This window comes from Paracoccus isoporae, from assembly GCF_900101865.1.
GTDB lineage: Bacteria > Pseudomonadota > Alphaproteobacteria > Rhodobacterales > Rhodobacteraceae > Paracoccus > Paracoccus isoporae.
On the sequence record NZ_FNAH01000004.1, the window covers coordinates 1 to 26,445 of the forward strand.

Annotated in this window: 27 protein-coding genes; 13 read left to right on the forward strand and 14 right to left on the reverse strand. The window is 67.8% G+C overall.

Translation table 11 applies throughout. The annotated features are described in order from the left end of the window. Positions 1-425, reverse strand: a 425-nt coding sequence (locus BLT73_RS07860) for a thiolase family protein (protein WP_483874353.1), incomplete at its 3' end; no start/stop codon positions are given. A gap of 575 nt (positions 426-1,000) precedes the next feature. Between BLT73_RS07860 and BLT73_RS07865 the strand changes: the two genes are divergently transcribed. Then, positions 1,001-1,816 carry an IclR family transcriptional regulator gene (locus BLT73_RS07865; RefSeq protein WP_090522603.1) on the forward strand — a complete coding sequence of 272 codons (816 nt, stop codon included), beginning with the start codon at positions 1,001-1,003 and terminating at the stop codon, positions 1,814-1,816. A gap of 26 nt (positions 1,817-1,842) precedes the next feature. Here BLT73_RS07865 and BLT73_RS07870 read toward each other — a convergent pair whose 3' ends face one another. The 4 genes from BLT73_RS07870 to BLT73_RS07885 all read right to left on the reverse strand — a co-directional run bounded on the left by BLT73_RS07870 (position 1,843) and on the right by BLT73_RS07885 (position 4,510). Then, the gene (locus BLT73_RS07870) at positions 1,843-2,484 is read right to left on the reverse strand and encodes a 3-oxoacid CoA-transferase subunit B (RefSeq protein WP_090522605.1); all 642 of its coding nucleotides are present in this window, start codon (positions 2,482-2,484) and stop codon (positions 1,843-1,845) included. Then, positions 2,481-3,146, reverse strand: a complete 666-nt coding sequence (locus BLT73_RS07875) for a 3-oxoacid CoA-transferase subunit A (protein ID WP_090522607.1) — start codon at positions 3,144-3,146, stop codon at positions 2,481-2,483. Before BLT73_RS07875 ends, BLT73_RS07870 begins: the two co-directional genes overlap by 4 nt. A 268-nt stretch (positions 3,147-3,414) precedes the next feature. Beyond that, entirely contained in the window at positions 3,415-4,011 is a 597-nt protein-coding gene (locus BLT73_RS07880) for a peptidylprolyl isomerase (protein WP_090522609.1), read from the reverse strand. Continuing rightward, positions 4,004-4,510, reverse strand: a complete 507-nt coding sequence (locus BLT73_RS07885; RefSeq protein ID WP_090522611.1) for a peptidylprolyl isomerase — start codon at positions 4,508-4,510, stop codon at positions 4,004-4,006. The genes BLT73_RS07880 and BLT73_RS07885 overlap by 8 nt, the downstream gene beginning before the upstream one ends. 151 nt (positions 4,511-4,661) lie before the next feature. Between BLT73_RS07885 and BLT73_RS07890 the strand changes: the two genes are divergently transcribed. Together BLT73_RS07890 and BLT73_RS07895 are read left to right on the forward strand one after the other, a co-directional pair. Continuing rightward, entirely contained in the window at positions 4,662-5,861 is a 1,200-nt protein-coding gene (locus tag BLT73_RS07890; protein ID WP_090522613.1) for a phosphoglycerate kinase, read from the forward strand. A gap of 41 nt (positions 5,862-5,902) precedes the next feature. Then, positions 5,903-7,171, forward strand: coding sequence for a glutamate-5-semialdehyde dehydrogenase (locus tag BLT73_RS07895; RefSeq protein ID WP_090522615.1), 1,269 nt, complete (start codon positions 5,903-5,905; stop codon positions 7,169-7,171). Positions 7,172-7,191: 20 nt separating this feature from the next. On the opposite strand, the gene BLT73_RS07900 is transcribed toward BLT73_RS07895, so the two are convergent. Further along, on the reverse strand, positions 7,192-7,851 hold the full coding sequence (locus BLT73_RS07900; protein ID WP_090522616.1) for a histidine phosphotransferase family protein: 660 nt from the start codon (positions 7,849-7,851) through the stop codon (positions 7,192-7,194). Positions 7,852-7,868: 17 nt separating this feature from the next. Between BLT73_RS07900 and BLT73_RS07905 the strand changes: the two genes are divergently transcribed. The 6 genes from BLT73_RS07905 to BLT73_RS07930 all read left to right on the forward strand — a co-directional run bounded on the left by BLT73_RS07905 (position 7,869) and on the right by BLT73_RS07930 (position 11,718). Then, positions 7,869-8,048, forward strand: coding sequence for a DUF3553 domain-containing protein (locus BLT73_RS07905; RefSeq protein ID WP_090522618.1), 180 nt, complete (start codon positions 7,869-7,871; stop codon positions 8,046-8,048). 137 nt (positions 8,049-8,185) lie between these two features. Continuing rightward, positions 8,186-8,971, forward strand: coding sequence for an L-ornithine N(alpha)-acyltransferase (gene olsB, locus BLT73_RS07910; RefSeq protein WP_090522620.1), 786 nt, complete (start codon positions 8,186-8,188; stop codon positions 8,969-8,971). Then, positions 8,953-9,795 carry a lyso-ornithine lipid O-acyltransferase gene (olsA, locus tag BLT73_RS07915; protein WP_090522622.1) on the forward strand — a complete coding sequence of 281 codons (843 nt, stop codon included), beginning with the start codon at positions 8,953-8,955 and terminating at the stop codon, positions 9,793-9,795. Before olsB ends, olsA begins: the two co-directional genes overlap by 19 nt. A gap of 90 nt (positions 9,796-9,885) precedes the next feature. Continuing rightward, entirely contained in the window at positions 9,886-10,224 is a 339-nt protein-coding gene (gene fdxA / locus BLT73_RS07920; RefSeq protein ID WP_090522624.1) for a ferredoxin FdxA, read from the forward strand. A 322-nt stretch (positions 10,225-10,546) separates the two neighbouring features. Then, a complete protein-coding gene (locus BLT73_RS07925; RefSeq protein WP_090522626.1) occupies positions 10,547-11,056 on the forward strand; it encodes a CarD family transcriptional regulator in 510 nt (169 codons plus the stop codon). A gap of 119 nt (positions 11,057-11,175) precedes the next feature. After that, the gene (locus BLT73_RS07930; RefSeq protein WP_176805000.1) at positions 11,176-11,718 is read left to right on the forward strand and encodes a methyltransferase family protein; all 543 of its coding nucleotides are present in this window, start codon (positions 11,176-11,178) and stop codon (positions 11,716-11,718) included. A 12-nt stretch (positions 11,719-11,730) separates the two neighbouring features. On the opposite strand, the gene BLT73_RS07935 is transcribed toward BLT73_RS07930, so the two are convergent. Both BLT73_RS07935 and BLT73_RS17270 read right to left on the reverse strand, forming a co-directional pair. Next, positions 11,731-13,629 (reverse strand): monovalent cation:proton antiporter-2 (CPA2) family protein, encoded by a 1,899-nt coding sequence (locus BLT73_RS07935; protein WP_090522630.1) that lies wholly within the window; start codon positions 13,627-13,629, stop codon positions 11,731-11,733. A gap of 6 nt (positions 13,630-13,635) precedes the next feature. Continuing rightward, positions 13,636-17,076: a hypothetical protein gene (locus BLT73_RS17270; protein ID WP_176805002.1), complete on the reverse strand. Its 3,441-nt coding sequence runs from the start codon at positions 17,074-17,076 to the stop codon at positions 13,636-13,638. Between the two features lie 138 nt (positions 17,077-17,214). Here BLT73_RS17270 and BLT73_RS07945 point away from each other — a divergent pair, with 138 nt between their 5' ends. Then, positions 17,215-18,546 (forward strand): SIMPL domain-containing protein, encoded by a 1,332-nt coding sequence (locus tag BLT73_RS07945; RefSeq protein ID WP_090522634.1) that lies wholly within the window; start codon positions 17,215-17,217, stop codon positions 18,544-18,546. Positions 18,547-18,607: 61 nt separating this feature from the next. On the opposite strand, the gene BLT73_RS07950 is transcribed toward BLT73_RS07945, so the two are convergent. Further along, positions 18,608-19,894 (reverse strand): O-acetylhomoserine aminocarboxypropyltransferase/cysteine synthase family protein, encoded by a 1,287-nt coding sequence (locus tag BLT73_RS07950; RefSeq protein WP_090522636.1) that lies wholly within the window; start codon positions 19,892-19,894, stop codon positions 18,608-18,610. A 161-nt stretch (positions 19,895-20,055) separates the two neighbouring features. Between BLT73_RS07950 and hisC the strand changes: the two genes are divergently transcribed. Together hisC and BLT73_RS07960 are read left to right on the forward strand one after the other, a co-directional pair. Beyond that, positions 20,056-21,156 (forward strand): histidinol-phosphate transaminase, encoded by a 1,101-nt coding sequence (gene hisC, locus BLT73_RS07955; RefSeq protein ID WP_090522638.1) that lies wholly within the window; start codon positions 20,056-20,058, stop codon positions 21,154-21,156. Further along, positions 21,153-22,088, forward strand: coding sequence for a prephenate/arogenate dehydrogenase family protein (locus tag BLT73_RS07960; protein WP_090522639.1), 936 nt, complete (start codon positions 21,153-21,155; stop codon positions 22,086-22,088). Before hisC ends, BLT73_RS07960 begins: the two co-directional genes overlap by 4 nt. A 175-nt stretch (positions 22,089-22,263) precedes the next feature. Here the strand turns inward: BLT73_RS07960 and BLT73_RS07965 are convergent, their stop codons facing one another. After that, entirely contained in the window at positions 22,264-23,259 is a 996-nt protein-coding gene (locus BLT73_RS07965; RefSeq protein WP_090522641.1) for an adenosine kinase, read from the reverse strand. Continuing rightward, complete coding sequence (gene nth, locus BLT73_RS07970) at positions 23,256-23,909, reverse strand: endonuclease III (RefSeq protein WP_090522643.1); 654 nt, start codon at positions 23,907-23,909, stop codon at positions 23,256-23,258. The genes BLT73_RS07965 and nth overlap by 4 nt, the downstream gene beginning before the upstream one ends. Positions 23,910-24,128: 219 nt before the next feature. Between nth and BLT73_RS07975 the strand changes: the two genes are divergently transcribed. Then, complete coding sequence (locus tag BLT73_RS07975) at positions 24,129-24,794, forward strand: YiaD family glycine zipper/OmpA-like lipoprotein (RefSeq protein ID WP_090522645.1); 666 nt, start codon at positions 24,129-24,131, stop codon at positions 24,792-24,794. 132 nt (positions 24,795-24,926) lie between these two features. On the opposite strand, the gene BLT73_RS07980 is transcribed toward BLT73_RS07975, so the two are convergent. From BLT73_RS07980 to BLT73_RS07990, 3 genes are all read right to left on the reverse strand, one after another. Then, positions 24,927-25,481 (reverse strand): F0F1 ATP synthase subunit B, encoded by a 555-nt coding sequence (locus BLT73_RS07980; RefSeq protein WP_090522647.1) that lies wholly within the window; start codon positions 25,479-25,481, stop codon positions 24,927-24,929. Continuing rightward, on the reverse strand, positions 25,481-26,134 hold the full coding sequence (locus BLT73_RS07985) for a F0F1 ATP synthase subunit B' (RefSeq protein WP_090522650.1): 654 nt from the start codon (positions 26,132-26,134) through the stop codon (positions 25,481-25,483). Before BLT73_RS07985 ends, BLT73_RS07980 begins: the two co-directional genes overlap by 1 nt. A 76-nt stretch (positions 26,135-26,210) precedes the next feature. Then, positions 26,211-26,435 (reverse strand): F0F1 ATP synthase subunit C, encoded by a 225-nt coding sequence (locus BLT73_RS07990; protein WP_090522652.1) that lies wholly within the window; start codon positions 26,433-26,435, stop codon positions 26,211-26,213. Positions 26,436-26,445: the final 10 nt, after the last annotated feature.

Sequence of the window (26,445 nt, forward strand, 5' to 3'; positions counted from 1 at the left end):
GAATCGTAGATCTCCGGCTGGCGCGCCCAGGCCGCGGGCGACTTGGCCACCACGAAGGGCGCCCGCGTCATGCTCTCGGTGCCGCCGGCCAGATAGAGATCCGCCTCCCCCACCGTCACCGAGCGCGCCGCATCCAGCGCCGCCGCCATCCCCGAGCCGCAGAGCCGGTTCACCGTCAGACCGCCCGCCGCCTCGTGCACACCGCCCAGAAGACCCGCAAACCGCGCCACGTTCCGGCTGTCCTCGCCCGACTGGCAGACATTGCCCAGGATCACATCCTCGATCCGCTCCACCGGCAGATCCGACCGGCCCACCAGCGCAGAGATCACCTGCGCCGCCAGATCATCCGCCCGGATCCCCGACAACGCCCCGGCATGACGCCCGAACGCGCTCCGCAATCCGTCAAAAATATAGCCTTCAAGCATCAGTCCTGGTCCTTGTTCCACTGGTGAGACGGCTTCGCCGCATCAGCCCCGTTCCGTTGCCCGTCACGGGCTGCACCGCTGCGCCGTCCCCCGCTCCTCGCAAGGAGACAGCCCGCCGGGATGCGCGCGGCTTGGCCCGTGTGGCGACAACCGGCATTATCATGGGACAACCCTCTCCGTGCGGATCGATCGAATTGCGCATCCGCGACATCTTCATCCGTTCGCTTAGCGTTTTAATTGTCCGCATAGCGAAATTAACATGATCCTGCATCGCAAATCAAGCATCCGCACGGATAGCGCAACAGGGCCACCTCTCCAGTTCAGACGGTGCGGGACATATGGCTCTCAAATCACCAATAAGTGATTGTTTATAAAACGAATATCTGCCGCATGTCCCGGTCGGAGGAATTGCGGTCGACGCAACGTGATGCGGTGCGCGGCATAGCCTCGGCTCGATTTCGTTCATCTCGTCCGCTATGCGAAACTTTCAGGCGAAGCTCGCGATTCGCGTCGCCGAACGGCGCTGTCGCGGCGGCGTTGGGCCATCGCGGCCAGTCTTGGAGAGGCGACCGACCATGCCGGACGACGAGATCACCCCCGACAGGTTCACCCCCGACAGGCCGGAGGCGGAGGATGCCGACCGGCAATTCGTCAGCGCCCTGGCGCGCGGCATGGAGATCCTGACCTGTTTCGGCACCGGCGATCGCAGCCTGTCCAATCAGGAGATCGCGCGCCGCACCGGGCTGGCGCGTCCGACCGTCTCGCGGTTGACCTATACGCTGATGAAGACCGGCTTCCTGCTGAAGATCGCGGAGACCGGCGCCTACCGGCTGGGGCCCAAGGTCCTGCAGCTCGGGTTCAGCACGCTGGCCGCGACCGATGTCGGCACACGGTTCAGCGAGCTGACCGCCGATCTCTGCCGCGGGCCGAACGCCCATGTCACGGTCGCCCTGGCCGAGCGCAGCGGCACCCGCGCGGTCTATCTCGCCGTGCGACGCTCGCGCCAGGCGGTGACGCTGTCGATCGATCTGGGCGCGCGGCTGCCGCTGTTCTATTCCGGGATCGGCCGCGCCATCCTGGCCGGTATGCCGGAGGCGGAGCGGGTGCGGGTGCTGGACAAGGCCATCGCCGAATTTCCGGGTCAGCGCGACAGGCTGAAGACCAGCCTGCGCAAGGCCGTGGCGGATTACGCGCGATACGGATACTGCACCAGCTTCGGCGACTGGAAACCGGAGATCAACGCCATCGCCGCCCCGATCCGGTCGCTGGACGGCAGCGCGATATACGGGGTGAATATCGGCGGCCCGTCCTTCCTGGTCCCGGCGGACGAACTGCATGAGCAATATGGCGACCGGCTCTGCGCGGCGGTCGAGGCGCTCGGCAAGCCGTAGCTCCGCGGCGGCCGGTCAGGACGCGGTCAGGACGGGGGCAGGATCCGGGCCTCGGTTACCGCCTGGACATCGGCCAGGCTGTTGCCATCGGTCAACTCGACCAGTCGGAACCCATCCGGCGTCACATCCAGCACAGCCAGATCGGTATAGACGCGGTTGACCACGCCCAGCCCGGTCAGCGGGTAGCTGCAGCGTTTCAGCAGTTTCGGGCTGCCATCCTTGTTGACATGCTTCATCATCACGAAGATGCAGGGCACGCCGACGACCAGATCCATCGCCCCGCCGACGGCAGGCGGGAATTTCTCATCCTGCGTGGCCCAGTTGGCGAGATCCCCGTTCTCGGCCACCTGATAGGCGCCGAGCACCGCGATGTCGATGTGACCGCCGCGCATGATCGCGAAACTGTCCGCATGCTCAAAGAAGGCCGCGCCCGGCGCGACGGTGATGAGACGCTTGCTGGCGTCGATCATCTCGGGGTCTTCCTCGCCCTCCACCGGGGTCGGGCCGACACCGATGATGCCGTTTTCGGAATGGTAGAGCACCTCCCGATCCGCGGGCACATAGGAGGAGACATGGGTGGGCTTGCCGATGCCGAGATTGACGTACGCGCCATCGGGAATATCCAGCGCCAGCCGCGCGGCAAGCTGTTCATCGGTCAGCGAGATCATGGGCGCACTCCGTATTCAACAACATGGTCGATGAAGATGCCGGGGCTGACGACGCGTTCCGGGTCGAGCGGCGTCTCCGACAGCTCGCGCACCTCGGCGATGCTGTGCCGCGCCGCCGTCGCCATGACCGGATTGAAGTTCCGCGCCGTGCCGTGATAGCTCAGATTGCCCCAGCGATCGCCGCGCTCGGCCCGGATCAGCGCGAAATCGGCCGAAAGCGGCAATTCGAACACGTAGCCCTTGCCGTCGATCACGCGGGTCTCCTTGCCCTCGGCCAGCCGCGTGCCGAAGCCGGTGGGCGTCAGGAACCCGCCCAGCCCTGCACCGGCGGCGCGGATGCGTTCGGCCAGCGTGCCCTGCGGGATGATCTCCAGCGCGATCTCGCCCGCGGCATAAGCCTTCTCGAACCAGACCGAGCCGCGCGAGCGCGGATAGGAGCAGATGAATTTCGACACCAGCCCCTCGCGCAGCAACAGCCCGAGCCCGAAATCCCCGGCACCTGCATTGTTCGAGATGATGGTGAGGTTCCTCGCCCGTTTTGCGATCAGCGCGTCGATCAGCCCGAAGGGGACGCCGGAATTGCCGAACCCGCCGATCATCACCGACGCGCCGTCCTGGATCGGCGCGACGGCCTCCTCCAATGTGGCGATGCGCTTGTCCATCCTTGCTCCCCCGTCTCGTCACCCATCGGATGCACTGCAACAACCGCGTTCCGCGCGACTGACTGGCCGGTCGGGCGCGACGCCATACAGTTCACCTTTGAAACCAATTGCGGACGTCACGTCCGCTATGCGAACCGATAGGTGGATCGGATCGGCAAGTCAAGAGAAACTGTCGTTGCGGCAATCCATGCGCCCTGCGCAGACATGAAAACGGCCCCGGAGGCTACGCTCCGGGGCCGTCGATGCGGATTGCGTTCAGGCCGCGCGGTTACTCGGTGACGGTGACAGACGCCATGTAATCGGGATCTTCCACCGCGCCGTTGGCCGCGGCATCGCCCTTCTTGACCGCGTTCAGCACGTCCCAGCCGTCCACCAGCTGGCCGACCACGGTGTATTGGCCGTCGAGGAATGTCGCGGGCGCGAGGTCGATGAAGAACTGGCTGTTCGCGCTGTCCGGGTTCTGGCTGCGGGCCATGCCCACCGTGCCGGGCTGGAAGGAAACATCGCTGAACTCCGCCGCCAGATCTGGCAACTCCGAGCCGCCCATTCCTGCCATGGCGGTGTCGCCGCCCTGCCGGCCGAACTCCACATCGCCGGTCTGGGCCATGAACCCGTCGATCACGCGGTGAAACACCACCCCGTCATAGGCGCCGTCCTGCGCCAGCTCGATCAGCCGCGCGACATGGTTCGGGGCCTTGTCCTCATAGAGATCCAGCGTGATCGTGCCCTTGCTCTCGCCCGAGGCATCGGCGACCTCGATCACCAGGTTGGGGCCGGGCCCGTCTGACACGCCGGGAAGCCCCTGCGCGGCTGCGGCACCACAGCAAAGCGCCAGGGCGGCGGCGATGATCGGTTGCTTACGCATCGGCGGCCACCTTGACCGAGATCATCCGGTCCGGGTTCGCCGGCGGCTCGCCACGGGCGATCTTGTCCACGGCCTCCATCCCGTCGATGACACGGCCATAGACGGTATACTGACCGTTCAGGAAATGATTGTCCTTGAAGTTGATGAAGAACTGGCTGTTGGCGCTGTTGGGATCCTGGCTGCGGGCCGCCCCCAGCGTCCCGCGATCATGCGGCAGCTTCGAGAATTCGGCCGGCAGATCGTCCAGATCCGAGCCGCCCGTGCCGCAGCGGCGCGCATTGTAATCCTGCTCCATATTGCCGTGCTCCACGTCGCCGGTCTGGGCCATGAACCCGTCAATGACGCGATGGAAGGCCACGTTGTCGTATTTTCCGGCGCGGGCGAGTTCCTTCATCCGCTCGGCGTGTTTCGGCGCCACATCGGCCAGAAGCTCGATGGTGACCGGGCCGTCCTTCAGCTCGATGATGATGGTGTTTTCGGGATCCTTGATCTCGGCCATGCGGGCCTCCTTTGGCATTCGGGTCGGGCTACAGCTATCCTGTCCGCCCCTGCCCTGCAACGCACGAAGCCGCGCGCGGACCCGTCCGGCCGCATTGACGATCCCGTGAGGATGGCCCAAAACCCCCTCAGTCATTTCACCGGAGGCCAGCATGAAGTTCAATCGAATCGAAGATATGGACCTCGACGGAAAAACCGTTCTGACCCGCGTCGATCTTAATGTGCCGACTGACAATGGCCGGGTGACCGACACCACGCGGATCGAAAAGATCATTCCCACCGTCCGGGCGATTCAGGATGCAGGCGGCAAGGTCTTGCTGCTGGCCCATTTCGACCGCCCCAAGGGCAAGCGCGTCGAGGAGATGTCGCTCAAGCAGATCGTCCCGGCGCTGGAACAGGCGCTCGGCCAGAGCGTCACCTTCGCCGAGGAAGCCGTGGGCGGACCGGCCAAGCGCGCGGTCGCCGGGATGCAGCCCGGAGATGTCTTGCTGCTGGAAAACACCCGTTTCTATCCGGGCGAGGAGGAGAACGATTCCACCTTCGCCGCGTCGCTTGCGGCGCTCGGCGCGGTCTATGTGAACGACGCGTTTTCCGCCGCGCATCGCGCGCATGCCTCGACCGAGGGGCTGGCGCGTCTGCTGCCCGCGGTGGCCGGCAAGCTGATGGAGGCGGAACTGGACGCGCTCGACGCGGCGCTTGGCGATCCGGTGCGGCCGGTCGTGGCGGTGGTCGGCGGGGCCAAGGTCTCGACCAAGCTGGAGTTGCTCTCCAACCTGGTCGAGAAGGTCGATCACCTGGTGATCGGCGGCGGCATGGCCAACACGTTCCTCGTCGCGAAGGGGATCGAGGTCGGCAAGTCTCTGGCCGAACGCGACATGGCCGGGACGGCGAAAGAGATCCTGGAGAAGGCCGACGCGACCGGATGCAGCATTCACCTGCCCCTCGATGTCGTCGTCGCGCGCGAGTTCAAGGAAGGCGCTGCATCCGAGACGGTGGCGGCGGATGCCTGCCCGGACGACGCGATGATCCTCGATGCCGGGCCGAAGACGGTGGCGGCGATCAACGATGTATTCGCCGCCTGCAAGACGCTGATCTGGAACGGCCCGCTCGGCGCGTTCGAGATCCCGCCCTTCGACGCAGCAACAAATGCCTGCGCCCAGGAAGCCGCGCGGCTGACCCGTGACGGGGTGCTGACCTCGGTCGCCGGCGGCGGCGATACGGTGGCGGCGCTGAACAAGGCCGGTGTGGCGGGCGATTTCACCTTCATCTCCACCGCCGGCGGGGCTTTCCTGGAATGGATGGAGGGCAAGGATCTGCCCGGTGTTGAGGCGCTGGCCGACGCGCGGCGCTAGACCCATATCCGGGGCGCGCATCGCCCTGAAAGGAGACGCAGATGGATGGCGCGAGTGAGAATACCGAGACGTTGATCCGCCAGATGGGCGAGGCCGCCCGCGCGGCGGCCGCAGAACTGGCCTTCGCCAATGCGGAACGCAAACACGCCGCGCTGATCGCCGCCGCCGACGCGGTGCGCGAAGGCGAAGCGGCGATCCTGGAGGCCAATGCGCGGGATCTGGACTACGCCGCCGAGAAGGGCCTGTCCGACGCGATGGTGGACCGGCTGAGGCTGGACCCGGACCGTCTGCGCGGGATCATCGACAGCCTGCGCGCGATTGCCGAACAACCCGACCCGGTCGGCCGGGTGCTGGCGGAATGGGACCGCCCGACCGGGCTGCATATCCAGCAAGTTGCCACCCCGCTGGGTGTTCTGGGCGTGATCTATGAAAGCCGGCCCAACGTGACCGCGGATGCGGGTGCATTGGCGCTGAAATCGGGCAATGCGGTGATTCTGCGCGGCGGCAGCGATTCGATCCATTCCTCCGCCGCGCTGCATGGCTGCATGGTCGAAGGGCTGCGCGCCGCGCGTCTGCCGGAGGCCGCGATCCAGATCGTGCCGACCCGCGACCGCGACGCCGTCGCCGCGATGCTGCGCGCGCAGGGGTTGATCGACGTCATTATCCCGCGCGGCGGCAAGGGGCTGGTCGGGCTCGTGCAGCGCGAGGCGCGGGTGCCGGTCTTCGCGCATCTCGAAGGCATCTGCCATGTCTATGCCGATGCCGAGGCCGATCTGGAAAAAGCCCGCCGCGTGGTGCTCAATGCCAAGACCCGGCGCACCGGCGTCTGCGGATCGGCGGAATGCCTGCTGATCGACCGCGGCTTCCGCGACCGGCATGGCGATGTCCTGATCCGCGATTTGCTGGATGCGGGCGTCGAGGTGCGGGCCGCGGGCGAGTTGGCCGCAATCAAGGGCACAATACCGGCCACGGCGGAAGATTTCGGCCGCGAATTTCTGGACAGCATCATCGCCGTGCGGCTGGTGGACGGGGTGGACGAGGCGATTGGCCATATCCGCCAGCACGGCTCCGGTCACACGGAATCGATCCTGACCGAGAATGACGCCACCGCGCGGCGCTTCTTCGACCGACTGGACAGCGCGATCCTGATGCGCAACGCCTCGACGCAGTTTGCCGATGGCGGAGAGTTCGGCATGGGCGCAGAAATCGGCATTGCCACCGGCAAGATGCATGCCCGCGGCCCGGTCGGGGCCGAGCAACTGACCAGCTTCAAATACCTGGTCACCGGCGACGGCACGACGCGCGACTGACCCGGACGGCGCGGTGCTGCTCAGAAGGCGATCCGCGCCGCGTTCTCACGGATGTCGCAGTCGAGCGCATGGCCCATCTCCTGCGCGGAGAGGGCAAGCAGCGGGAAATGCACCTCGGACGCCGGCGGAAGCGGCAGATCGCCCCGGTCGGGCGCCAGCCACCCCCACAGCGCCGGGTCGCGCCGCAGCCGGTCGGCGCTTGCGTGCAGCGCCCATCCCCGGCCGTTCTGGCGGATCTGAACCCGCCCGCCCCAGGGCAGCGCCGATTGCAGGCACATCAGCGACAGCGCCCCCAGCTTGACGATGCCGCGCGGATGCTCCGCATCAATGTCGATCTCGATCTGCAGACGCCCCGCCTCGTCGAAGCCGCGGATCAGCGATTCAGTCTCGGCGCGGGTCAGCCTTGCGGTGCTGCCCGCTGCGCTGAAGGCGATGCGGAACCGCTCGACCCGGTCGCGCGCCGCCTGGGTCGCGCCCTCGACAAGCGCCACCTCCTCGCCCCCGGCCATCACCGCCCCGGCCGGCCCGGCCATGCGCAGCAATTCGAGCCCGTTCCCGATCGCCCCCAGGGGCGAAATCAGATCGTGGCAGATGCGTGATCCGACAAGCGCGACAATCCGCGCCGTCAACGCGTCCGCGTGCTGAGTGATTGCGAGCCTGCCGTCATCGGCGTATTCCATGGGAAAGGATCCTTGTGATGAATGAACTTCTCGAACCGGGCATGATCGTGCGCCACCCTGCTGCGCCGGACTGGGGTCCGGGACAGGTGCAGTCGCGCATCGGCGACCGGATCACGGTGAACTTCGCTGAAGCCGGAAAACAGATGATCGACGGATCGCGGGTGCAACTGGAACTGATTGATTTCGATGAAGAATGACCTCGTCACGGGACAAAGATGTGCGCGACCTGAAGGCGAGTCAATACTCCCGCACTCAACTTTGAGAATTTTGATCGCAGTTGCATCGGCCGGGGCATTTCCGTAGAGACCCCCCAACGCGACAGTCAGGTAACCCCATGAATCCCGACAGCAATTTCTTCGACATCCGCATCGCCAAGAGCGAGGCCGACCTGAAGGCCGCGCAGCGCCTGCGCTACCGCGTGTTTGTCGAGGAACTGGGCGGCGACGGCCCGATGGTCGATCACGCCGCGCGGCTGGAACGCGACGAGTTCGACGAGATCGTCGATCACCTCGTCCTGATCGATCTGCGCCGCGACCCGGCGGCGCTCGATCACGTCGTCGGGGTCTACCGGCTCCTGCCCGGCACGCGCGCAGCGGAGTTCGGCCGGTTCTATTGCGACGGCGAATACGATCTGACGCTGCTGAAATCCTGCGGCCGCCCGCTGCTGGAGCTGGGCCGGTCCTGCGTGCTGCCGGAATATCGCGGCGGGGCGGGAATGTATCTGCTGTGGAACGCGCTGTCAGAATACGTGCTGGAACTGGGGATCGAGGTGCTGTTCGGCGTGGCCTCTTTCCACGGCACCGATGCCGCCGCCCTGGCCCAGCCGCTGAGCTGGCTGCATGAGAACCACCTGGCCCCCGACTCCATCCGCCCCGTCGCCCGACCGGAGGGCTTCCAGCGCATGGACCTGGTCGCACCGGAAGATCTCGACCGCCGCGCCGCGATGGTGGCGATGCCGGCACTCATCAAGGCCTATCTGCGGCTTGGCGGCCGGGTCGGTCACGGCGCCTTCCTGGACCGCGATTTCAACACCACCGATGTGCTGCTGCTGATGGATACGACGGCCATGTCAGCGAAGCACCGCGATTTCTACACGACCCGATGGCAGACGAAAAAATAAGCCAGCCCGGCTGGATCGGGGATCCGCCCCCGGTCACGCCGCCGCCCGGCTGGCGCGTCTGGCTGCGGATCCTGCGGCGCGGTGTCCCGGCCATCGGCATCCTTGCGCTCGGCGTGCCGGTCCTCGTGCTGCTGCGCGCGGTCGAACGGGTGTTTGCCGGGCCGCGCCGCCCGGTCACCGGCCCTTTCGTGCAGATGGTCTGCCGCGGCGTGCTGTTCGCGATCGGGCTGCGCTGGCGGCGCATCGGACGACCGATGACCGGGCCGGGCGCGGTGGTGGCCAATCATTCGAGTTGGCTGGACATCTTCACGCTGAACTCGGCCATGCCGGTGTTCTTCGTCGCGAAATCCGAGGTCTCGACCTGGCCCGGCATCAACATCCTGACCCGCGTCACCGACACGCATTTCGTCGCCCGCGACCGCCGTTTTGCCGCCGCCCAGTCGGCGCAGTTCGCCTCCCGCACCCGCAACGGGCACCGGCTGCTGTTCTTCCCCGAAGGCACGTCCAGCGACGGCATCAGGGTGCTGCCCTTCAAGCCGACGCTGTTCCAGGGGTTCCTGGACCCCGACCTGCCGCGTGACCTGGCCGTCCAGCCGGTCACCGCGATCTATCACGCGCCGGAAAATTCTGACCCGCGCATCTATGGCTGGTGGGGCGACATGGCGCTCGGGCCGCATATTCTCGCCGTGCTGGCCCTGAAGCGACAGGGTCGCGTGGACATCGTGCTTCACGAACCGGTTCCCGTCGGTGGCAAGGATCGCAAAACACTGTCCCGGCTGACGGAAGAAGCGGTCCGGGGCGCGCTGCCGTTTGCGCAGGGCTGACGGGCCGCGCCGGCGCGAAATCCGCAGGAAATTGGCTTGAAAGGCAGGTCGGCGCGGTCTAGGTGAAGGACCGAACGCCGAGAGGACGCGATGACCTATATCGTCACCGACAATTGCATCATGTGCAAATACACCGATTGTGTCGAGGTCTGCCCCGTGGATTGCTTCTACGAGGGCGAGAACACCCTGGTCATCCACCCCGATGAATGCATCGATTGCGGCGTCTGTGAGCCCGAATGCCCCGCAGATGCGATCCGCCCCGACACCGAGCCGGATATGGAGCCCTGGGTGGAGCTGAACCGGAAATATGCCGAGCAGTGGCCGGTCATCACCCAGAAGAAGGAGCCGATGGCGGGCCATGAGGAGATGGACGGCGTCACCGGCAAGCTGGAGAAGTATTTCAGTGCGAATCCCGGCGAGGGCGACTGAGTCGTCAGACCGGCCCCGGCGCCGCTCGATCCTTTCGAGATATGCCGTCCAATAGATTGATTTTATTTATTTAAAACGATCTCTGCACCACGATGTCGCAGTGCAGAGAGCCGTCTTTTTCTACGCCGATTTTTGTGATATATTATTGTCATAATATGCCGGGCGAACGCCCTCTCCCGGCGTGAAAGGAAGGCAACCGCCGTCTGCCCGGCGGAGAGATGAATCGAATAATCTGACCCAGCGGAAACGGGCTCGTCCCGCCGATGGGTCATTTGCGCCGCGGATACCCTGCGCAGCGGCGGCGCCCAAGGAAGGAACAGGAATGTCCAAAGCCAAGAAATCCGAATTCCGCCCCGATGACTTCGTCGTATACCCCGCGCATGGCGTGGGCAAGATCGTCTCGATCGAGGAGCAGGAAGTCGCCGGCATGTCGCTGGAAATGTTCGTGATTTCGTTCGAGAAGGACAAGATGACCCTGCGCGTGCCCACCGCCCGCGCCGCCGAGATCGGCATGCGCAGCCTCGCCAGCCCGGATCTGGTGGAGCAGGCGCTCACCACGCTCAAGGGCAAGGCGCGGGTCAAGCGCGCCATGTGGTCGCGCCGCGCGCAGGAATATGAACAGAAGATCAACTCCGGCGATCTGCTGGCCATTGCCGAGGTGGTGCGCGACCTGCACCGCAATGACGATCAGCGCGAACAGTCCTATTCCGAGCGTCAGCTCTATGAGGCTGCGCTCGACCGCCTGACCCGCGAGGTCGCGGCCGTCGGCGGGATCGACGCCGAAGGCGCGCAGAAGAAAGTGGACGAAGTGCTCGTCGCCCGCGCGGCCTGAGCCGTTGCCGGATCTGACAAAAGGGCCGCTTTCGGGCGGCCCTTTTTCATGCGCGGCGTGACTCGGGTCGTGTATGGTTCGGCGCGAGACTGCGCAGGTTCGGAATGGATGAGGCCGGAATGACCGAAACGCAGATGGCATCATGGCTGATCGGCGCGGCCTATGTGGCGGCCTTCCTGCTGCTGACATGGCGCGCCGCTCGGCGCAGTGACCGGCCGGTCTGGCTGTTCGGCGCAGGCCGGCAGGGCTGGCAGGCCACGGGCTTTCGGCTGGGTTTCGCCGCCCTGCTGCTCTGGCCGCTGGAACGCAGCTTCGGCAGTGCCCTGCCGGTCTGGCCGGTGCTGGCGGGCCTCGGCTCCGGGCTTGCGCTGTGGGGGCAGATCCATATGCGGCAATCCTGGCGCATCGGTGCGGCCGAAGGCGCCACCGGCGATCTGGTCACGGACGGTCCGTTCCGCGTCTCACGCAATCCGGTGTTTCTGGGTCAGATCCTGCTGGTCTGGGCGCTCGTTCCGCCGGCGGGCTGGATCATGCTGGCCGGCGCCGCGATGTTGACCGCCGCCGCCATCCTGCAGATCCGCCGCGAAGAGGCGGTGCTGTCACGCGACCCCGACTGGCGGCGATACGCCCGGACCACCCCCCGCTGGATCGGCTGGCGCTAGCCAGCCGCGCACTCACTCCTTCAACCCGTGCTCGGGCTCGGGATCGTCGTCATCCGGGACGATCGGCGGCGCCGCGGGCCCGTGCGAGAAGCGGTCCATCAGTGCCGATTCCAACTCCTGGTTCACGCGCCGCGTGCGCTCGATATAGGGCTCGTTCGCCTCGGTCGGCTGCGCGGGATCCCACAGCTCGGCCAGTTCCCGCAGGCTGGCCCGGTCGATCTTGTAGAAGATCGCCTCGGCCTCATGCGCCTCGTATTCCGAAAACCCTGCGTTCTCCAGCACATAGCGTCCGACCCTCAGGCTGGAATCGAACATTTCGCGGACGATGTGGTCGGCCCCGGCCTTGTAGAGCGCATAGACCGTGATCCGGTCCCGCGCCCGCGCGATGATCGTCAGATCGGGCCGTTTCTCGCGCGCATAGCGGACCAGCTTGATGTTGTTGTCCGGGTCATCCAGGGCCGCGACCAGGATCTGTGCCTTGTCCAGTCCCGCCGCGGCCAGGATCTCCGGCCGGGTCGGATCGCCGAAATAGCCCTTGAAGCCGAAGCGCCGCATGAGCTGGATCAGCTTGAGATCGTGGTCCAGCACGGTCGTCTTCAGCCCCGAGAACGTCACCAGCCGGTTGACCACCTGGCCGAAGCGCCCGATCCCGGCGATGATGATGGGCTGCTGATCCTCGATCTCGTCCGGGCCGGGCGCATCCGGCGCGACCTCGCCCGCCCTCCGGCGCAGCCGGTCGCTGGCGATGAACAGAAGCGGGGTGATCAGCATCGACAGCGCGATGACCAGCAGGAAACCCTGCGCCAGCCGTTCGGGCAACACGCGCAGCGACACCGCATAGGCGATCAGCACGAATCCGAACTCCCCCGCCTGGGCCAGCGACAGTGTGAACAGGGCGCGGTCGCGGCCCGGCATCCGTGTGCTGCGCGCGATCAGGTGCAGCACCCCGGCCTTGATGGCAATCAGCACGGCGGTGACGCCGATCACGATCACCGGCATCTCGGCCAGCAGGTTGAAATCCATCCCCGCGCCCACGGTGATGAAGAACAGCCCCAGCAGAAGCCCCTTGAACGGCTCGATCTGTGATTCCAACTCGTGCCGGAACTCAGACCCGGCCAGCATCACCCCGGCGAGGAAGGTGCCGAGCGCGGGCGACAGACCCACGAAGCTCATCAGCGAGGCGATGCCCACGACGATGAACAGCGCCAGGATCGTGTCCATCTCGCGCAGCCGCGCGGAATGGACAAAGCGGAACAGCGGGCGAAAGACGTAATTGCCGATCAGGATGACGAGCGCCACCGCCGCGATCGTGGCCAGCGTCGCCGCCCAGCCGGGAAGCTGCGCCATGAACGCGCCGCCCATCGAGTCCGCCCCGGTCTCTGCCCGCATCGGCGCCTGCGCCAGAAGCGGCATCAGCGCCAGCATCGGGATGACGGCGATGTCCTGTGTCAGCAGCACCGCGAAGGCGTCGCGCCCGCCGCGGGTCTGCATCAGGTTCTTCTCGGTCAGGGTCTGCAACACGATCGCGGTCGAACTGAGCGACAGGATCATGCCAAGCGCCAGCGCCACCTGCCAGGACTGGTTCATCGCCAGGGCTACCGCGAAGATCAGCCCCAGCGTGCCGAAGATCTGCAACCCGCCCAGCCCGATCAGCCGCGCCCGCATCGCCCAGAGCACGCGCGGCTCCAGCTCCAGCCCGATGATGAACAGCATCATCACCACGCCGAACTCGGCGAAATGCTGAAGCTCGTTCATCTCCGCATTGCCGCCGCCGATCCCCAGGACCGGGCCGATCACGATCCCGGCGATCAGATAGCCCAGCACCGATCCCAGCCCCAGGCGGGCCGAGACCGGCACGGCGATGATCATCGACAGCAGGTAGACTGTGGCGAGCAGCAGGAAATCGGCCATGACCGGTCAGCGCCCGTTCAGGATCGGCAGCGAGTATTTGCGCCCGCCCTTCTGGTATTGCAGCCCGCCGCCGCCGATCTGGGTGATCTGCCCGCCATTGATCTTGTCGCCCAGCCGGACCGTCACGATCTTGCCGTTGCGCAGCCGGATCAGCCCGCGGCTGGCCTTGCCCGCACCCACCGTGCCGATCAACTGCGTGGCATTCAGGTCGATCCCCTTGCTCGTCGCGGCCCCCGCCACCGACCCGCTGGAGGGGGTGACCGAGGCGCGCTGCACCTCGGGCTCGTTGTCGATTTCCGGCGGGCGATAGGTCTGATTGCGCCGCCGTGCCGCTGCCGCCTCGGCCTCGGCCTGGGCGCGGGCGCGGGCCTCTGCCGCGGCCTTGGCCTGCGCCGCCGCGCGCGCATCGGCGGCCGCGCGTTCGCGGATGCGCTGCTCGGCCTGGCGCTGCAATTCATCATCCAGCCGCCGCCGCTCGGCCAGGGCCGCGGCCTCGGCGGCGGCCTTGGACGCGGCCGCGTCCGGCTGCGGCTCCGGGGCGAGCGTTCCCTCGCCCCCGGCGCGTTCGGTCGGGGCAGCCAGGGCCGCTGTCACCGCCGCATCCGTGCCGGCGTTGCGGCTGGAAATATTGCCCCGCCGCATTGGCCGGGAGGAGCTGCGCAGCGCGGTCAGGCCCACCTGCCCCGGCACCGCGGCCGAGGCAGAGACGGCTTCTGCAATCGCGCTTTCCACGGCCTTGTCCGCCGCCGCGGCGATGCCGGAGGTGCTGGCACCGGCCGCATTCCCCGGACGGCGCTGCGGCCGGGCCGAGCGCGACAGGCGCGGTGTGGCACTGCTGGCGGTGGCCGATGCAGGCGCCGCGGCGCGTGGTGCCGCATCCGGCGCGGCCGGCGGCCGGTCGCCCGCCACCGCGTCAGCCAGCGCATCGGCCACCGCGCTCTCCACCGCGTCGCTGCGCCCCGGACGCGGGGCGGGACGGGCCTGCGCCGTGCGGATCAGCGGCCAGGCCTGCTGCGAGGCCGCGCGCCAGGGCGCATCCAGAAACTCCCGCATCGCGTCGTGACCCGCCGCAGAGAACATGCTGAAATGACGAGGCGCCGGCTGCATCTGCAGCGCGGCGCCCTGAACGGAGGAAACTGTCTCAGGCTTCGGTGGCGGCCTGATCCCGGTCGGTTCCGGCTGGTCGCGCCGCTCATAGGGCTGCGGGCTGCGCGGAACCGAAGGCCGTGGATCCGGCGCGGCGGAGCCGCTGGCGGGACCGGCGCTGCGAGAGGGCGCGGTGACCGGCCGGGCCGAGCTGCGCAGCGTGGCGCTTGCCGGGGCGCCGGGTGCGGCGCGGCTCGCCGCCGGCGCGGTCGCAGTGCTGCCTGCGGAATCGCCCGGACGGCTGACCGGCGCGCGCGCCGCCGAACGCTGCGGCGCCGCCTGTGCCTGCGATGTGGCGGGCGGATCCGACGCAGCACCGGCGGCTTGCCGGCGCGCGGCCAGCCCGTCGGGACGCGCTGCCGGCCGGGCCGAGCCTGTGACCGCGGCCGGATCGCCGGCGCTGTCGGCCGGGCCGGTCGCTGTCGCGGTTTGCGGCGTGGCGGTTGGCTGCGCGGAGGGTGCGGGCGCGGTGCGCTGTGGCGCATCCTCGGAGGCCTCGGCCCCCGCATCTGACACCGTCGCGGCCGGGGCGCTGTCTGGCAGCGGATCGGTGTCGCCATAGGCCGATTCCACCATCCGCGCCGCGGCGCTCGTGGCGGTCTGGGCTGGCGGTTGGCTCAGCGTCGCCTCGGCGGCGGGCTGGCCCTCGCTGCCCTGCCCGGTCGTGACGGCCGGGACCGCCGTGGCGCCCGCCGTATCGGCCGAAGGCGCGATGTCTTGCGGGGTTTCGTCGGCGGGCACCGCAGGCGCGGCACCCGGTTCGGCGGAGCCTTGCGCCTCGGTCAGTTGAACCGCCGGCGCGGAATCCGTGCTGTCCCCTGTGCCGGGACCGGCCTGGGTGGTGGCGACGCCGGGAGCCGCGGCCTCGGGCTGAACGCTGTCGGACATCACCGCCGGATCGGCGGAAGCCGGCGCCTCGGCCTGGCTCTGCACGGCGCTTTCCGGCGTGGCAGACGCGCTGTCCTTGGGCTCCGGGTCGCGCCCGGTGACGACGGCGGCGATGCCCAGCCCGAGGACCAGCACCCCCACCAATGGCAGGGCGCCGGCCAGCCCGCTGCGCCGCCCGGCCGGGGCGGCCGCGCGCGGCGGCGGGGTCGGCGCGGCGCGCAGCTTGCGGCCTTCCTGCGCCCGTTCGTGGAATTTCCGCGCCCGTTCCGACATCTGTGCCGCCGGACGCGCGGTCACGGGCTCTCCGGCAGGGGCCGCGGTGCTGTCGCCCGTGCTGTCCGCGTCTGCGGCGGGGTCCGGGGCTCCCGGCGGCGGCGTTTCGGTTTCGCCCGGCAGGATGATCGAGCCGCGATTGACCGAGGGCGCTGCCGCGACCGATCCGGTGATCGTGCCAGTTGACGCCGAAAGCGCGGCCACGCCGACCTCCGCAGCCGCCGCGTCCCGTGGTGCCGCCGCGTCCGGGGTCTCACTGGTGTGCACAGGCAGGCCGGGCACCACATGCGCGGTGATCCGCGAAATCACCGGCGGTTGGGGCACAGGCACAGACGCCGCAACCGGAGGGGAAATGCTTTCGCCGCCCGCCGGGGTCACGGTCACGCTTGTCATCTCGCGATTTGCCGGACGTGCGGAATCGTCCCGCACCGGGGTGGCTGACGGGTCCGTCGTGCTCTGCGCAACGGCCGGCGCGGTCGCGTCACCGGCGGAGGTGGTCTCCGCGTCCATCGGCGCTTGACTGTCATCAGACCGGAGATCGGCATCCGCGTCAGCCCCCGCTGCGTCGGTTGCGGCTTCGGCGTCGCCACCCGCCATATCGGTCAGTTCCTCGGCCCGCGCCCATTCCGAGGCCAGGTCGGTGCGGCCGAAATCCGGCATATGCGGGAACTGCCCCGCGGCAGGCGCGGCCAGGAAACGATCCGGCGCGAAACCGTGGCGGACGGCGAAATCCTCGGCCTCTTGCAAGGTCTGGCGCGCCACGGCGGCGATCTTGACCGTGCTGCCCGGTGCGGCGTCGCCCGGCGCGTAGTCATAGGCCAGATCCTCCACCGGGTAAGGTGTCAGCCCGTCCAGCCCGGCGCGCAGCGCATCGCGCGTATCCGATGCCTCGGGCAGGATCATGTCGGTATAGAGGATCTGGTCCTCCGGGATGACGAGCGCGAGCCCCGGCGCGTTCGCGGCGCGAAGCTGGCGGGCGAAATCGCCCAGCCCCTCGCGCAGATCGCCGGTGAAAAGCGCCCGCCCCAATTCGGACCAGCCCCCGCCATCGCGGCGCAAAAGCTGCACCCCGTCCGGCTGAAAGCCCAATGCAAAATCCCTGTCAGGGGCCGCGGCCCCCGTAACCATCTGCTCGTTCATATGCTGTGCCTTGTTCCGGCGCTCTTGTTTTAACCCTGAATAACCCGAACAGAGCCGCATGGGAAGAACGCGCGCTTATGTGATTGAACAAATCGGCATGACCCCGCGTTCAGCGTGAAACAACCGCAAGGAGATCCCATGCCCCGCACCCGTTCCAGCCGCCTCGTCCCGGCCCTGCTCGGCAGCGCCTGCACCGCCCTGATTGCCGCCCCCGCCGTCGCCGCGCCGGGCGGCGGCTCCATGGGTGGCTGCGGCCATCCCGGCATGCTGACCATCACCGGGCATGGCGAATCCCGCGTGGCGCCCGACCAGGTGCTGATCTCGCTTGGCGTGACCACCCAGGCCGACACCGCCGATCAGGCGATGCAGGACAATTCCGAGCGCCAGCAATCGGTGCTCGAGACGCTGGGTCAGGCGGGGGTGGCACCGGCCGACATCCAGACCTCCGGCCTGACGCTGAACCCGATGATGAACTACCCCGAGGACGGGGCCGCGCCGTCCATCGACGGCTACATGGCGCAGAACCTGCTGACGGTGCGGGTGACGGAGATCGCGCGGGTGGGCGAGGTGCTGGACAGCATCGTCGATGCGGGCGCCAACGAGATGCAGGGCATCCGCTTCGTGCGCGAGGACTCCCAGACCACCGAGGACGAGGCGCTGCGCATGGCGGTGGAGGATGCCACCCATCGCGCCGGGGTGATGGCCTCGGCGGCGGGGGCGGAGCTTGGCCGGATCATGCGCATGGGCGAGCCGCGCCAGCAGATCGCCACCCCCGGCCCGCTGGCGATGCGGGCAATGGATGCATCCGGCGCACAGGCCAACAGCATCCCGGTCGAGGGCGGCGAGGTCGCCTTCACCGCCGATGTAGAGGTGACGTTCTCGCTCGGCGGTGACGACGCTTCATGCGCCGGGAAGGACAAGCCGCGCGGGGACGGCAAGAAGGGCCGCGACAAGGACCGGGATGACCGCAAGGATCGAGATGAGGACCGGCACGGTGACGACCGGGGCGGCGACATGACCCGTGACGACCGGGGGCGCGGCGACATGGCCGATGACGACCGGGCCGGCGACGGCATGGACGCTGACGCCATGAACCAGGACTCAATGTCTGGAGATCAGATGGGCGGCGACGCCATGAACGGGGACGGCCGCGATGGCGGCGCGTCCCAGCCGGCACCCGGCGATGCAGGCCCGGCGGAGGCGCCCCAGCCCGTCATGCAGGATCGGCAGTTGCCGCAAGCGGACGTCACGCAGCCTGACACGGCGCCCGCAGGGACGCCGCAGCCCGACAGCGAGACCGGCCCGCAGGAGGCTGCGCCCGCCGATGCCGCCGCACCGGCTCAGGACGGCACCGACCTGCTGCGTCCCGAAGATATCATGCCGATCCCTGACGCCTCGGCCGGGCAATCCGCCGACGCCGCATCGCAGTCGGAAAGCAATGGCACTGCGGCGCAGCCCGCGCAGAACTGAGCCGCATGACCAACCCCGTCCGGGCCGCACGCGACCCCGGACGGGACCGCGTCCGGCAGCCCTAGCCGGTGGCCTTCGCCAGCGCCTGATCCAGATCCGCGATCAGGTCGTCGGCATCCTCCAGCCCGATGGACAGCCGCACCACATCCGGTCCCGCGCCTGCAGCGATCTGCTGGTCCTCGGTCAGTTGGCGATGCGTGGTCGAGGCGGAATGGATGACCAGCGAGCGCGAGTCCCCCAGATTGGCGACATGGCTGAACAGCTCCAGCCCATCGACCAGCTTCACCCCCGCCTCGTAGCCACCCTGGATGGTAAAGGTGAACAGCGACCCCGCCCCGTTGGGATAGAGCCGCTGCGCCGTCGCGTTCCAGGGCGAGCTTTCCAGCCCCGCATAGGTCACCGAACTCACCCGCGGATCGGCCTCCAGCCACCCAGCGACCTTCTGCGCATTGGCGACATGTTTCCCGATCCTCAGCGGCAGGGTCTCGATCCCCAGCAGCGTGTAATGCGCGGCCTGCGGGTTCATCGTCATGCCCAGATCGCGCAGCCCGATGGCGATGCCGTGAAAGGTGAAGGCGAGATTGCCGAAGGTCTCGTGGAATTTCAGCCCGTGATAGGCGGGCTCGGGCGCGGACAATGACGGAAAGCGCCCGCTGGCCGACCAGTCGAATGCGCCGCTATCGACCACCACGCCGCCCGTCACCGTGCCATTGCCGGTCATGAACTTGGTCAGGCTGTGGACGACCAGCGTCGCGCCCATCTCGATCGGACGGCACAGATAGGGCGTGGCCAGCGTGTTGTCCACGATCAGCGGAATCCCCGCGCCGTCCGCAATCGCGGCAATCGCCGGAATATCGGTGACATAGCCGCCGGGATTGGAGATCGATTCGCAGAAGATCGCCTGGGTATCCTCGTCAATGGCCGCCTTCACCGCGTCGGTGTCGTCCAGATCGACGAATTTCGCCGACCAGCCGAAGCGCTTGATGGTCTGGCTGAACTGCGTGACCGTGCCGCCATAGAGCCGTGTCGAGGCCACGATATTCTTGCCCGGCGCCATCAGCGGAAACAGCGCGAGGATCTGCGCGGCATGGCCGGACGCGGTGCAGACCGCCCCCGCGCCGCCTTCCAGATCGGCGATGCGGGCCTGCAACGCGCCGATGGTCGGGTTGGTCAGCCGCGAATAGATATAGCCGACCTCCTGCAATCCAAACAGCCGCGCGGCGTGGTCGGCATCTTTGAACACATATGACGTGGTCTGATAGATCGGCACCTGCCGCGCCCCGGTCGCCGGATCGGGCGGCGTGCCGGCATGGATGGCGCGCGTGTCGAATCCCAGTTGATCGCTCATGGTCTCTCCCCTCGGTCTGTCCGGCGCAGCTTAGGGCGGCGGGCGGCGCGGAGGCAACGCCGAACTGGCCGTGGCGCCACACAAGGCTGGCTGCGGCTTTCGCCCGCTTTCCAACGCCTTCCGCCCCGGCTATGACGGCAGCAGTCAAAGGAGCCGCCACCATGTCCGAAGAGCCCCGCATCCGGCCGCAACCCGGCATTCTGGAGATCGCGCTGTACGAAGGCGGCGCGTCCCATGTTGCCGGGATGGAGAACGTGGTAAAACTGTCGTCCAACGAGAACCCGTTCGGCGCCTCGGAAAAGGCGCGCGAGGCGGTGATGCGCGCGGCGCATAACATGCACCGCTATCCCAGCACCGATCACGCCGCACTGCGCAAGGCCATCGGGCGTGTCCACGCCCTCGACCCCGACCGGATCATCTGCGGCGTCGGGTCGGATGAGATCATCCATCTTCTGGCCCAGTCCTATGTCGGGCCGGGCGACGAGGTGGTCTTCACCGAGCATGGGTTTCTGATGTATCGCATCTCGACCCTGGCGGCGGGCGGCACCCCGATCGCGGTGGCCGAGCGCGACCGGGTCACGGATGTCGATGCGATCCTGGCAGCCTGCACCGATCGCACCAGGCTGGTCTTCGTGGCCAACCCCAACAACCCGACCGGCACCATGATCGGGCTGGACCAGCTCGAACGGCTGGCGGCCGGGCTGCCGCCGGGCGCGCTGCTGGTGATCGATGCGGCCTATGCCGAATATGTCCCCGATTACGATGGCGGGGCCGACCTCGCGACGCGGCTGCCCAATGTCGTCATGACCCGCACCTTCTCCAAGATCTACGGCCTGGGCGGTCTGCGCGTCGGCTGGGCTTACGGTCCGCGCGCGGTGATCGACGTGCTCAACCGCCTTCGCGGCCCGTTCAACCTGTCCAACCTCGCGCTCGCGGGGGCGGAGGCTGCGATGAACGATCAGGACCACGTCACCCGCTCGCGCGAGGATAACGCGAGGCTGCGCGACTGGCTGTCCTCCGCCCTGGCCGAGAAGGGGGTGCCGTCCGACACGTCCTGCGCCAATTTCATCCTCGCCCGCTTCGCCGACGAATCCACCGCCGATGGCTGCGATGCGGCGCTGAAGGCCGAAGGGCTGATCGTGCGCAAGATGGGCGGCTACGGCCTGCCCAACTGCCTGCGCATCACCATAGGCGACGAGCCCGCCTGTCGGCGCGTCGCCCATGTCATCGGCCGGTTCATGGCCGAAAGGGGGCGGGGATGAGCGCCGTTTACAACAAGGTCGCCCTGATCGGGCTGGGGCTGATCGCGGGTTCCATCGCGCTTGCCGCCCGCGAATCCGGCGCGGCCGGCCGGATCAGCGGGACAGCCCGCACCGCCAAGACCCGGTCCGCCGCCCGCGATCTGCAACTCTGCGACGAGATCGTGGACAATGCCGCCGCCGCGGTGCGCAATGCCGATCTGGTGATCCTGTGCGTGCCGGTCGGCGCAATGGGCAAGGTCATGTCCGAGATCAAGCCGCATCTGAAACCCGGCGCAGTCATCACCGATGTCGGCTCCGTCAAGCAGGAGGTGATCGCCGAGGTCTCTCCGCATCTGCCCGATCACGTGCATTTCATCCCCGGCCACCCGCTGGCCGGGACCGAGCAGTCCGGCCCCTATTCCGGCTTTGCGGGCCTTTTTTCCAACCGCTGGTGGCTGCTGACGCCGCTGCCCGACACCGACCCCGAGGAGCTGTCGCGGCTGCGCCGCTTCATCCGCGCGCTCGGCGCCAATGTCGAGGATATGGAGCCCGCCCATCACGACACGGTGCTGGCGGTGACCAGCCACACCCCGCATCTGATCGCCTACACGATGGTCGGCGTGGCCGATCACCTCAAGCGCGTCACCGAATCCGAAGTCATCAAGTATTCCGCCGCGGGCTTCCGCGATTTCACCCGCATCGCCGCATCCGATCCGACCATGTGGCGCGACGTGTTCCTGAACAACAAGGACGCGGTGCTGGATATTCTCGGCCGCTTCACCGAGGAGCTGTTCGTGCTGCAGCGCGCGATCCGCATGGGCGATGGCGACCACCTGCACGAGTATTTCACCCGCACCCGCGCCATCCGTCGCGGCATCATCGAGGCCGGGCAGGACACGGATGCGCCCGATTTCGGGCGCAGCGCGCAGCCGGGCGGCAAGCGGCTGGATTAGGCTTCGGCCGATCCGCGCCGCAACCGCAGCGCTCCCGCCCCGACCGGCGGCCCTTCTTCTTCACGCAAATACCCGGCAACGGTTGATCCCCGGTCCGAACCTAGGGGGTTTGGCCCCGCCGGGCCGCTCGCGCGGGCGGGTGGCCGCGGCGATCGGGGTTTGAGGCGGCCCCCTCTCAGATCAGCCCCGCCTTCTCGAAATCCACCCGCAGATCGCGTTCGGGGCGCGCGCCGACATGGCTGATGACCTCGGAGGCCGCCATCACCCCCATCCGGCCCGCCGTCTCCAGATCCTGCCCGGTGGCCAGCCCATAGATCAGCCCGGCGGCGAACTGGTCCCCGGCCCCGGTCGCATCGACCGGCGTGATCCGGTGCACCGGCACCTCCACCCGGCTGTTGCCGCGAAACAGCAGCGCCGGATCGCCTGAGCGGGTGCAGATCACCGTGTGGCAATCGGCCGTGGCCAGCCGCAGCGCCTCGTCCAGATTGGTCTGGTAGAGCGATTCCCACTCATGCGCGTTGCCGATCACGTAATCCATGCTCTCCGACACCAGCCTCCGGAAATCGTCGCGGTGCCGGTCCACGCAGAACGGATCGCTGAGCGCGATCCCCGCCTGCCCGCCCGCCTTGTGGCAGGCCTCGGCCGCCGCCGTGAACGCGGATTTCCCGGCCGGCTTGTCGAACAGATACCCCTCCAGGAACAGCCATTTGCTGCCGGCGAACACGGCCTCATCAACATCGTCCGGCCCGAGATTGCCCGAGATCCCCAGATAGGTGTTCATCGAGCGTTCGCCATCCGGCGTCACGAAGATGATCGAGCGCGAGGTCGGCAGCGCGCCCCCCGTGACCGGCGCGTTGACGAAGCGCGTGCCCTCCTCCTCGGTCTGGGCGGCATAGGACCGGCCCAGCTCGTCATCGGCCACCCGCCCGATAAAGGCAGTGTTCAGCCCCAGCCGTCCGATCCCCGCCAGCGTGTTGGCGACCGAGCCGCCCGGCACCAGCCGCGCCTCGCCGCGCTTGGCCTGCTGCGCCAGCAGGAATTCAGACCGCTCGCGCTCGACAAGCTGCATGATCCCCTTTTCGACCCGCATTTCCGAGAGATCGGCGTCATCGGCCGAGGCGATCACGTCGATGATGGCATTGCCGATGCCGATCACGTCAAAAGCGGTCATGGGGTCTTCTCCTCATAGGGGCAGAGATCTTCGATGGGACAGATGGCGCAGCGCGGACGCCGCGCCTGGCAGACATAGCGGCCATGCAGGATCAGCCAGTGATGGGCATTCTGCTGGAAGGGCGCGGGGACGTGATCCTCGATCGCGCGCTCGACCGCCTCGACATCGCGGCCCGGCGCGATGCGGGTGCGGTTGGCGACGCGGAAGATATGCGTGTCCACCGCCTGCGCCGGATGACCGAAGATGCAGTTCAGCACGACATTCGCTGTTTTGCGCCCGACACCCGGCAGGCGCATCAGCGCGGCGCGGCTGGCAGGCACCTCGCCGCCGTAACTCTCGACCAGGATCTGCGACAGCTTCATCACGTTCTTCGCCTTCTGGCGGAACAGCCCGATGGTCTTGATCTGCTCGGTCAGCCCGTCCAGGCCCAGATCCAGCATCTGCTGCGGGGTCGTGACAGTTGCAAACAGCTGCTCCGTCGCGCGGTTGACCCCGGCATCCGTCGCCTGCGCCGACAGCGCCACCGCCACGACCAACTGAAACGCATTGCCATGGCGCAGCTCGGTCACCGGCGCGGGGTTGGCGTCGCGCAGCCGCGAGAAGATCGCGACCTGCTGGGAATAGGACAAGGGGGCGGGCAGACGGGCCATGCGCCGTCTTTGCCCGCCCCGGCGCGCCAGTTCAAGCACAGATCACCCCGACCCCGGTTTCGCCCGGCCACCTCTCCGGTCATCAAGATGTGACCGGAATTCAGCCGGATAGGGGTGCGCCGTCTAGGAAAGCGGCGGAACCTGTGACACGATGCGGGCGTTTCGACACTGATTTCTGCCAGCATGGCATCTTCACCTGAACGACGGAAAGGCAAGCGAATGATGAAGCGTGTATCCCTCCTGATCGGCACGGTCGGCGTATTTGCGCTCGGCGCCTGCGCCACGAATCCCGACGGCACGATGGGCACCACCCTGACCAAGACCCAGCAGGGCGCGCTTGCCGGGGCCGCGGCCGGGGCGCTCTACGGCGCGCAGCGCGACGATGACAACAACAACCAGGGCCGCGACGCGGCGCGCGGCGCCATCCTGGGTGCGGCCGCCGGTGCCGCCATCGGCAATGTGCTGGAGCGTCAGGAACGCGCGCTGCGCGAAGTCATGACCACGCCCGGCGTCCAGATCGTCAATCGCGGCGATCACCTGCAGGTCATCCTGCCCTCGGGGCTGCTGTTTGCCTCGGACAGCGCGGCGGTCTCCGGTCAGGCGCAGAACGACCTCTACGGTCTGGCGCAGAACCTGCAGCAATATCCCGACAGCAGGGTGGAGATCTACGGCCACACCGACTCCACCGCCTCGGACAGCTACAACATGGACCTCTCGCAGCGCCGCGCCCAGTCGGTCGGCGGCATCCTCGCCGCAGCCGGGGTCAGCAGCTCGCGTCTCGTGATGATCGGGCGTGGCGAGAGCCAGCCGGTCGCCTCGAACGACACCGAGTCGGGCAAGGCGCAGAACCGCCGGGTCGAGATCCTGATCCGCCCGACGCGCTGATCGGGCAGCGATGCGACATCAGGCCGGGCCACGCGCCCGGCCTTTTTCGTGCGCGCCGCATCCGCCCGCCCCATGCAAAAGGCCCGGCGGAGCCGATCCGCCGGGCCTTCTTTCTCTGTCCGCGTCACCCGATCAGTGCAGGCGCTGCGCCACCTCGTCGATCGAGCTGTCGAGTGCCGCGCGGCGATCCGCCTCGCTGCCCTGCTGGCGCAGGATCTCGCTCGCCGCGGCGATGGCGGTCTGCACGGCGCGGTCGCGCACCGCGCGCACGGCATCATTCTCGGCCGAGGCGATCTGATCCTCGGCGCCTTTCAGGCGACGCTGGATCGAGGTTTCCAGATCGGCCTTGGCCTTGTCGGCCTGGGCCACCGCCTCGCGCTTGGCATTGGCGACGATCTCGTCGGCCTGGCCCTTCACCTCGCGCTGGCGACGCTCATAGGAGGCGTAGAGCTCCTGCGCCTCTTCGCGCAGCTTCCGCGCTTCTTCCAGATCGGCCCGGATCCCCTCGGCCCGCTTGTCCAGCATGTTGCCGATGATCCGCGGCACCTTGAAATAGACCAGGATGCCGACGAACAGCAGAAACGCGATGGTGACGATGAAATCGGTGTTGCGCAGGCTGAAAAACGGACCCGTCGCAGCCAGTGCCGGGGTCGCGGACAGCGACAGGATGACGGCAAGTCTCTTCATCAGAACGCCCCTTTCAGTCGCGCATCGACGGCGGCGTCGATGGCGGCATCGTCGGCCGTGCCGCCGAAACGGCGCACCAGCTCGGCGGTGACATCGCGCGCCACGCTGCGGGCATCGACCGCCGCCGATTCCCGGATCGCGCCGATGCGCTTTTCCGATTCCGCCGTGCGGGCGGCAATCTCGGCATCCGCCTTGGCAATCGCCTCGTCCAGTTCCTTCTGGATGTCGGCCTTCTGCGCGGTCACGATCTTGCCCGCCTCGGCCCGGGCATCCGACAGCGCCTTGTCATAGGCGGCCTCGGCGTCCTTGGCCTTTTTCTTGTATTCCTCGGCCTGCATCAGATCGCCAGTGATGACACCCTGACGGTCCGAGATGACCGATCCGATCCGCGGCAGCGCGACCTTGGACAGCACCCAGTAGAGCACCGCCAGCGTCACCAGCAGCCAGAAGATCAGGTTGCCGAAATATTCGGGATTGAGCTGCGGCATGCCGGCCGCGTTCTCGGTTGCGGCGACAGTGTGGTCGCCGGCCACGATCACGAGATCCGCGTCGGCCGCGTGCTCGGCCGCAATGGCGGCTTCCTGGTTCGCGGCCTCGACATGGGTTCCGGTATCGGAGACCACTTCGACCGCTTGTTGCAACAGGCTGAACATGTCCTATCCTCTGGCCTTTCAGTTCACAATCGGGTGGGGAACGCCGCCCCCACCCAACCGCAAGGATGGCAGGGGATCAGACTGCGAACAGCAGCAGCAGCGCGACCAGGAACGAGAAGATGCCCAGGGCTTCGGCGAAGGCCATGCCGATGAACAGCGTCGCGGTCTGCGAAGCGGCGGCCGACGGGTTGCGCAGCGCGCCCGACAGATAGTTGCCGGCCACATTGCCCACACCGATGGCGGCGCCCGCCATACCGATGCATGCGAGACCCGCGCCGAGATACTGACCCAGTTGTTCCATGTTACTTGCT

Bases quoted from the DNA above. Each gene is read 5' to 3' on its own strand.
- nth (WP_090522643.1), bottom strand. From the start codon at position 23,909: ATGGCCCGTCTGCCCGCCCCCTTGTCCTATTCCCAGCAGGTCGCGATC.
- BLT73_RS07875 (WP_090522607.1), bottom strand. From the start codon at position 3,146: ATGGACAAGCGCATCGCCACATTGGAGGAGGCCGTCGCGCCGATCCAG.
- BLT73_RS17270 (WP_176805002.1), bottom strand. From the start codon at position 17,076: ATGAACGAGCAGATGGTTACGGGGGCCGCGGCCCCTGACAGGGATTTT.
- BLT73_RS07925 (WP_090522626.1), top strand. From the start codon at position 10,547: ATGTCCAAAGCCAAGAAATCCGAATTCCGCCCCGATGACTTCGTCGTA.
- BLT73_RS07990 (WP_090522652.1), bottom strand. From the start codon at position 26,435: ATGGAACAACTGGGTCAGTATCTCGGCGCGGGTCTCGCATGCATCGGT.
- BLT73_RS07900 (WP_090522616.1), bottom strand. From the start codon at position 7,851: ATGGAATACGCCGATGACGGCAGGCTCGCAATCACTCAGCACGCGGAC.
- BLT73_RS07965 (WP_090522641.1), bottom strand. From the start codon at position 23,259: ATGACCGCTTTTGACGTGATCGGCATCGGCAATGCCATCATCGACGTG.
- BLT73_RS07930 (WP_176805000.1), top strand. From the start codon at position 11,176: ATGACCGAAACGCAGATGGCATCATGGCTGATCGGCGCGGCCTATGTG.
- BLT73_RS07890 (WP_090522613.1), top strand. From the start codon at position 4,662: ATGAAGTTCAATCGAATCGAAGATATGGACCTCGACGGAAAAACCGTT.
- olsB (WP_090522620.1), top strand. From the start codon at position 8,186: ATGAATCCCGACAGCAATTTCTTCGACATCCGCATCGCCAAGAGCGAG.
- BLT73_RS07975 (WP_090522645.1), top strand. From the start codon at position 24,129: ATGATGAAGCGTGTATCCCTCCTGATCGGCACGGTCGGCGTATTTGCG.
- BLT73_RS07885 (WP_090522611.1), bottom strand. From the start codon at position 4,510: ATGGCCGAGATCAAGGATCCCGAAAACACCATCATCATCGAGCTGAAG.
- fdxA (WP_090522624.1), top strand. From the start codon at position 9,886: ATGACCTATATCGTCACCGACAATTGCATCATGTGCAAATACACCGAT.
- BLT73_RS07950 (WP_090522636.1), bottom strand. From the start codon at position 19,894: ATGAGCGATCAACTGGGATTCGACACGCGCGCCATCCATGCCGGCACG.
- olsA (WP_090522622.1), top strand. From the start codon at position 8,953: ATGGCAGACGAAAAAATAAGCCAGCCCGGCTGGATCGGGGATCCGCCC.
- hisC (WP_090522638.1), top strand. From the start codon at position 20,056: ATGTCCGAAGAGCCCCGCATCCGGCCGCAACCCGGCATTCTGGAGATC.
- BLT73_RS07985 (WP_090522650.1), bottom strand. From the start codon at position 26,134: ATGTTCAGCCTGTTGCAACAAGCGGTCGAAGTGGTCTCCGATACCGGA.
- BLT73_RS07935 (WP_090522630.1), bottom strand. From the start codon at position 13,629: ATGGCCGATTTCCTGCTGCTCGCCACAGTCTACCTGCTGTCGATGATC.
- BLT73_RS07880 (WP_090522609.1), bottom strand. From the start codon at position 4,011: ATGCGTAAGCAACCGATCATCGCCGCCGCCCTGGCGCTTTGCTGTGGT.
- BLT73_RS07865 (WP_090522603.1), top strand. From the start codon at position 1,001: ATGCCGGACGACGAGATCACCCCCGACAGGTTCACCCCCGACAGGCCG.
- BLT73_RS07905 (WP_090522618.1), top strand. From the start codon at position 7,869: ATGAATGAACTTCTCGAACCGGGCATGATCGTGCGCCACCCTGCTGCG.
- BLT73_RS07960 (WP_090522639.1), top strand. From the start codon at position 21,153: ATGAGCGCCGTTTACAACAAGGTCGCCCTGATCGGGCTGGGGCTGATC.
- BLT73_RS07895 (WP_090522615.1), top strand. From the start codon at position 5,903: ATGGATGGCGCGAGTGAGAATACCGAGACGTTGATCCGCCAGATGGGC.
- BLT73_RS07980 (WP_090522647.1), bottom strand. From the start codon at position 25,481: ATGAAGAGACTTGCCGTCATCCTGTCGCTGTCCGCGACCCCGGCACTG.
- BLT73_RS07870 (WP_090522605.1), bottom strand. From the start codon at position 2,484: ATGATCTCGCTGACCGATGAACAGCTTGCCGCGCGGCTGGCGCTGGAT.
- BLT73_RS07945 (WP_090522634.1), top strand. From the start codon at position 17,215: ATGCCCCGCACCCGTTCCAGCCGCCTCGTCCCGGCCCTGCTCGGCAGC.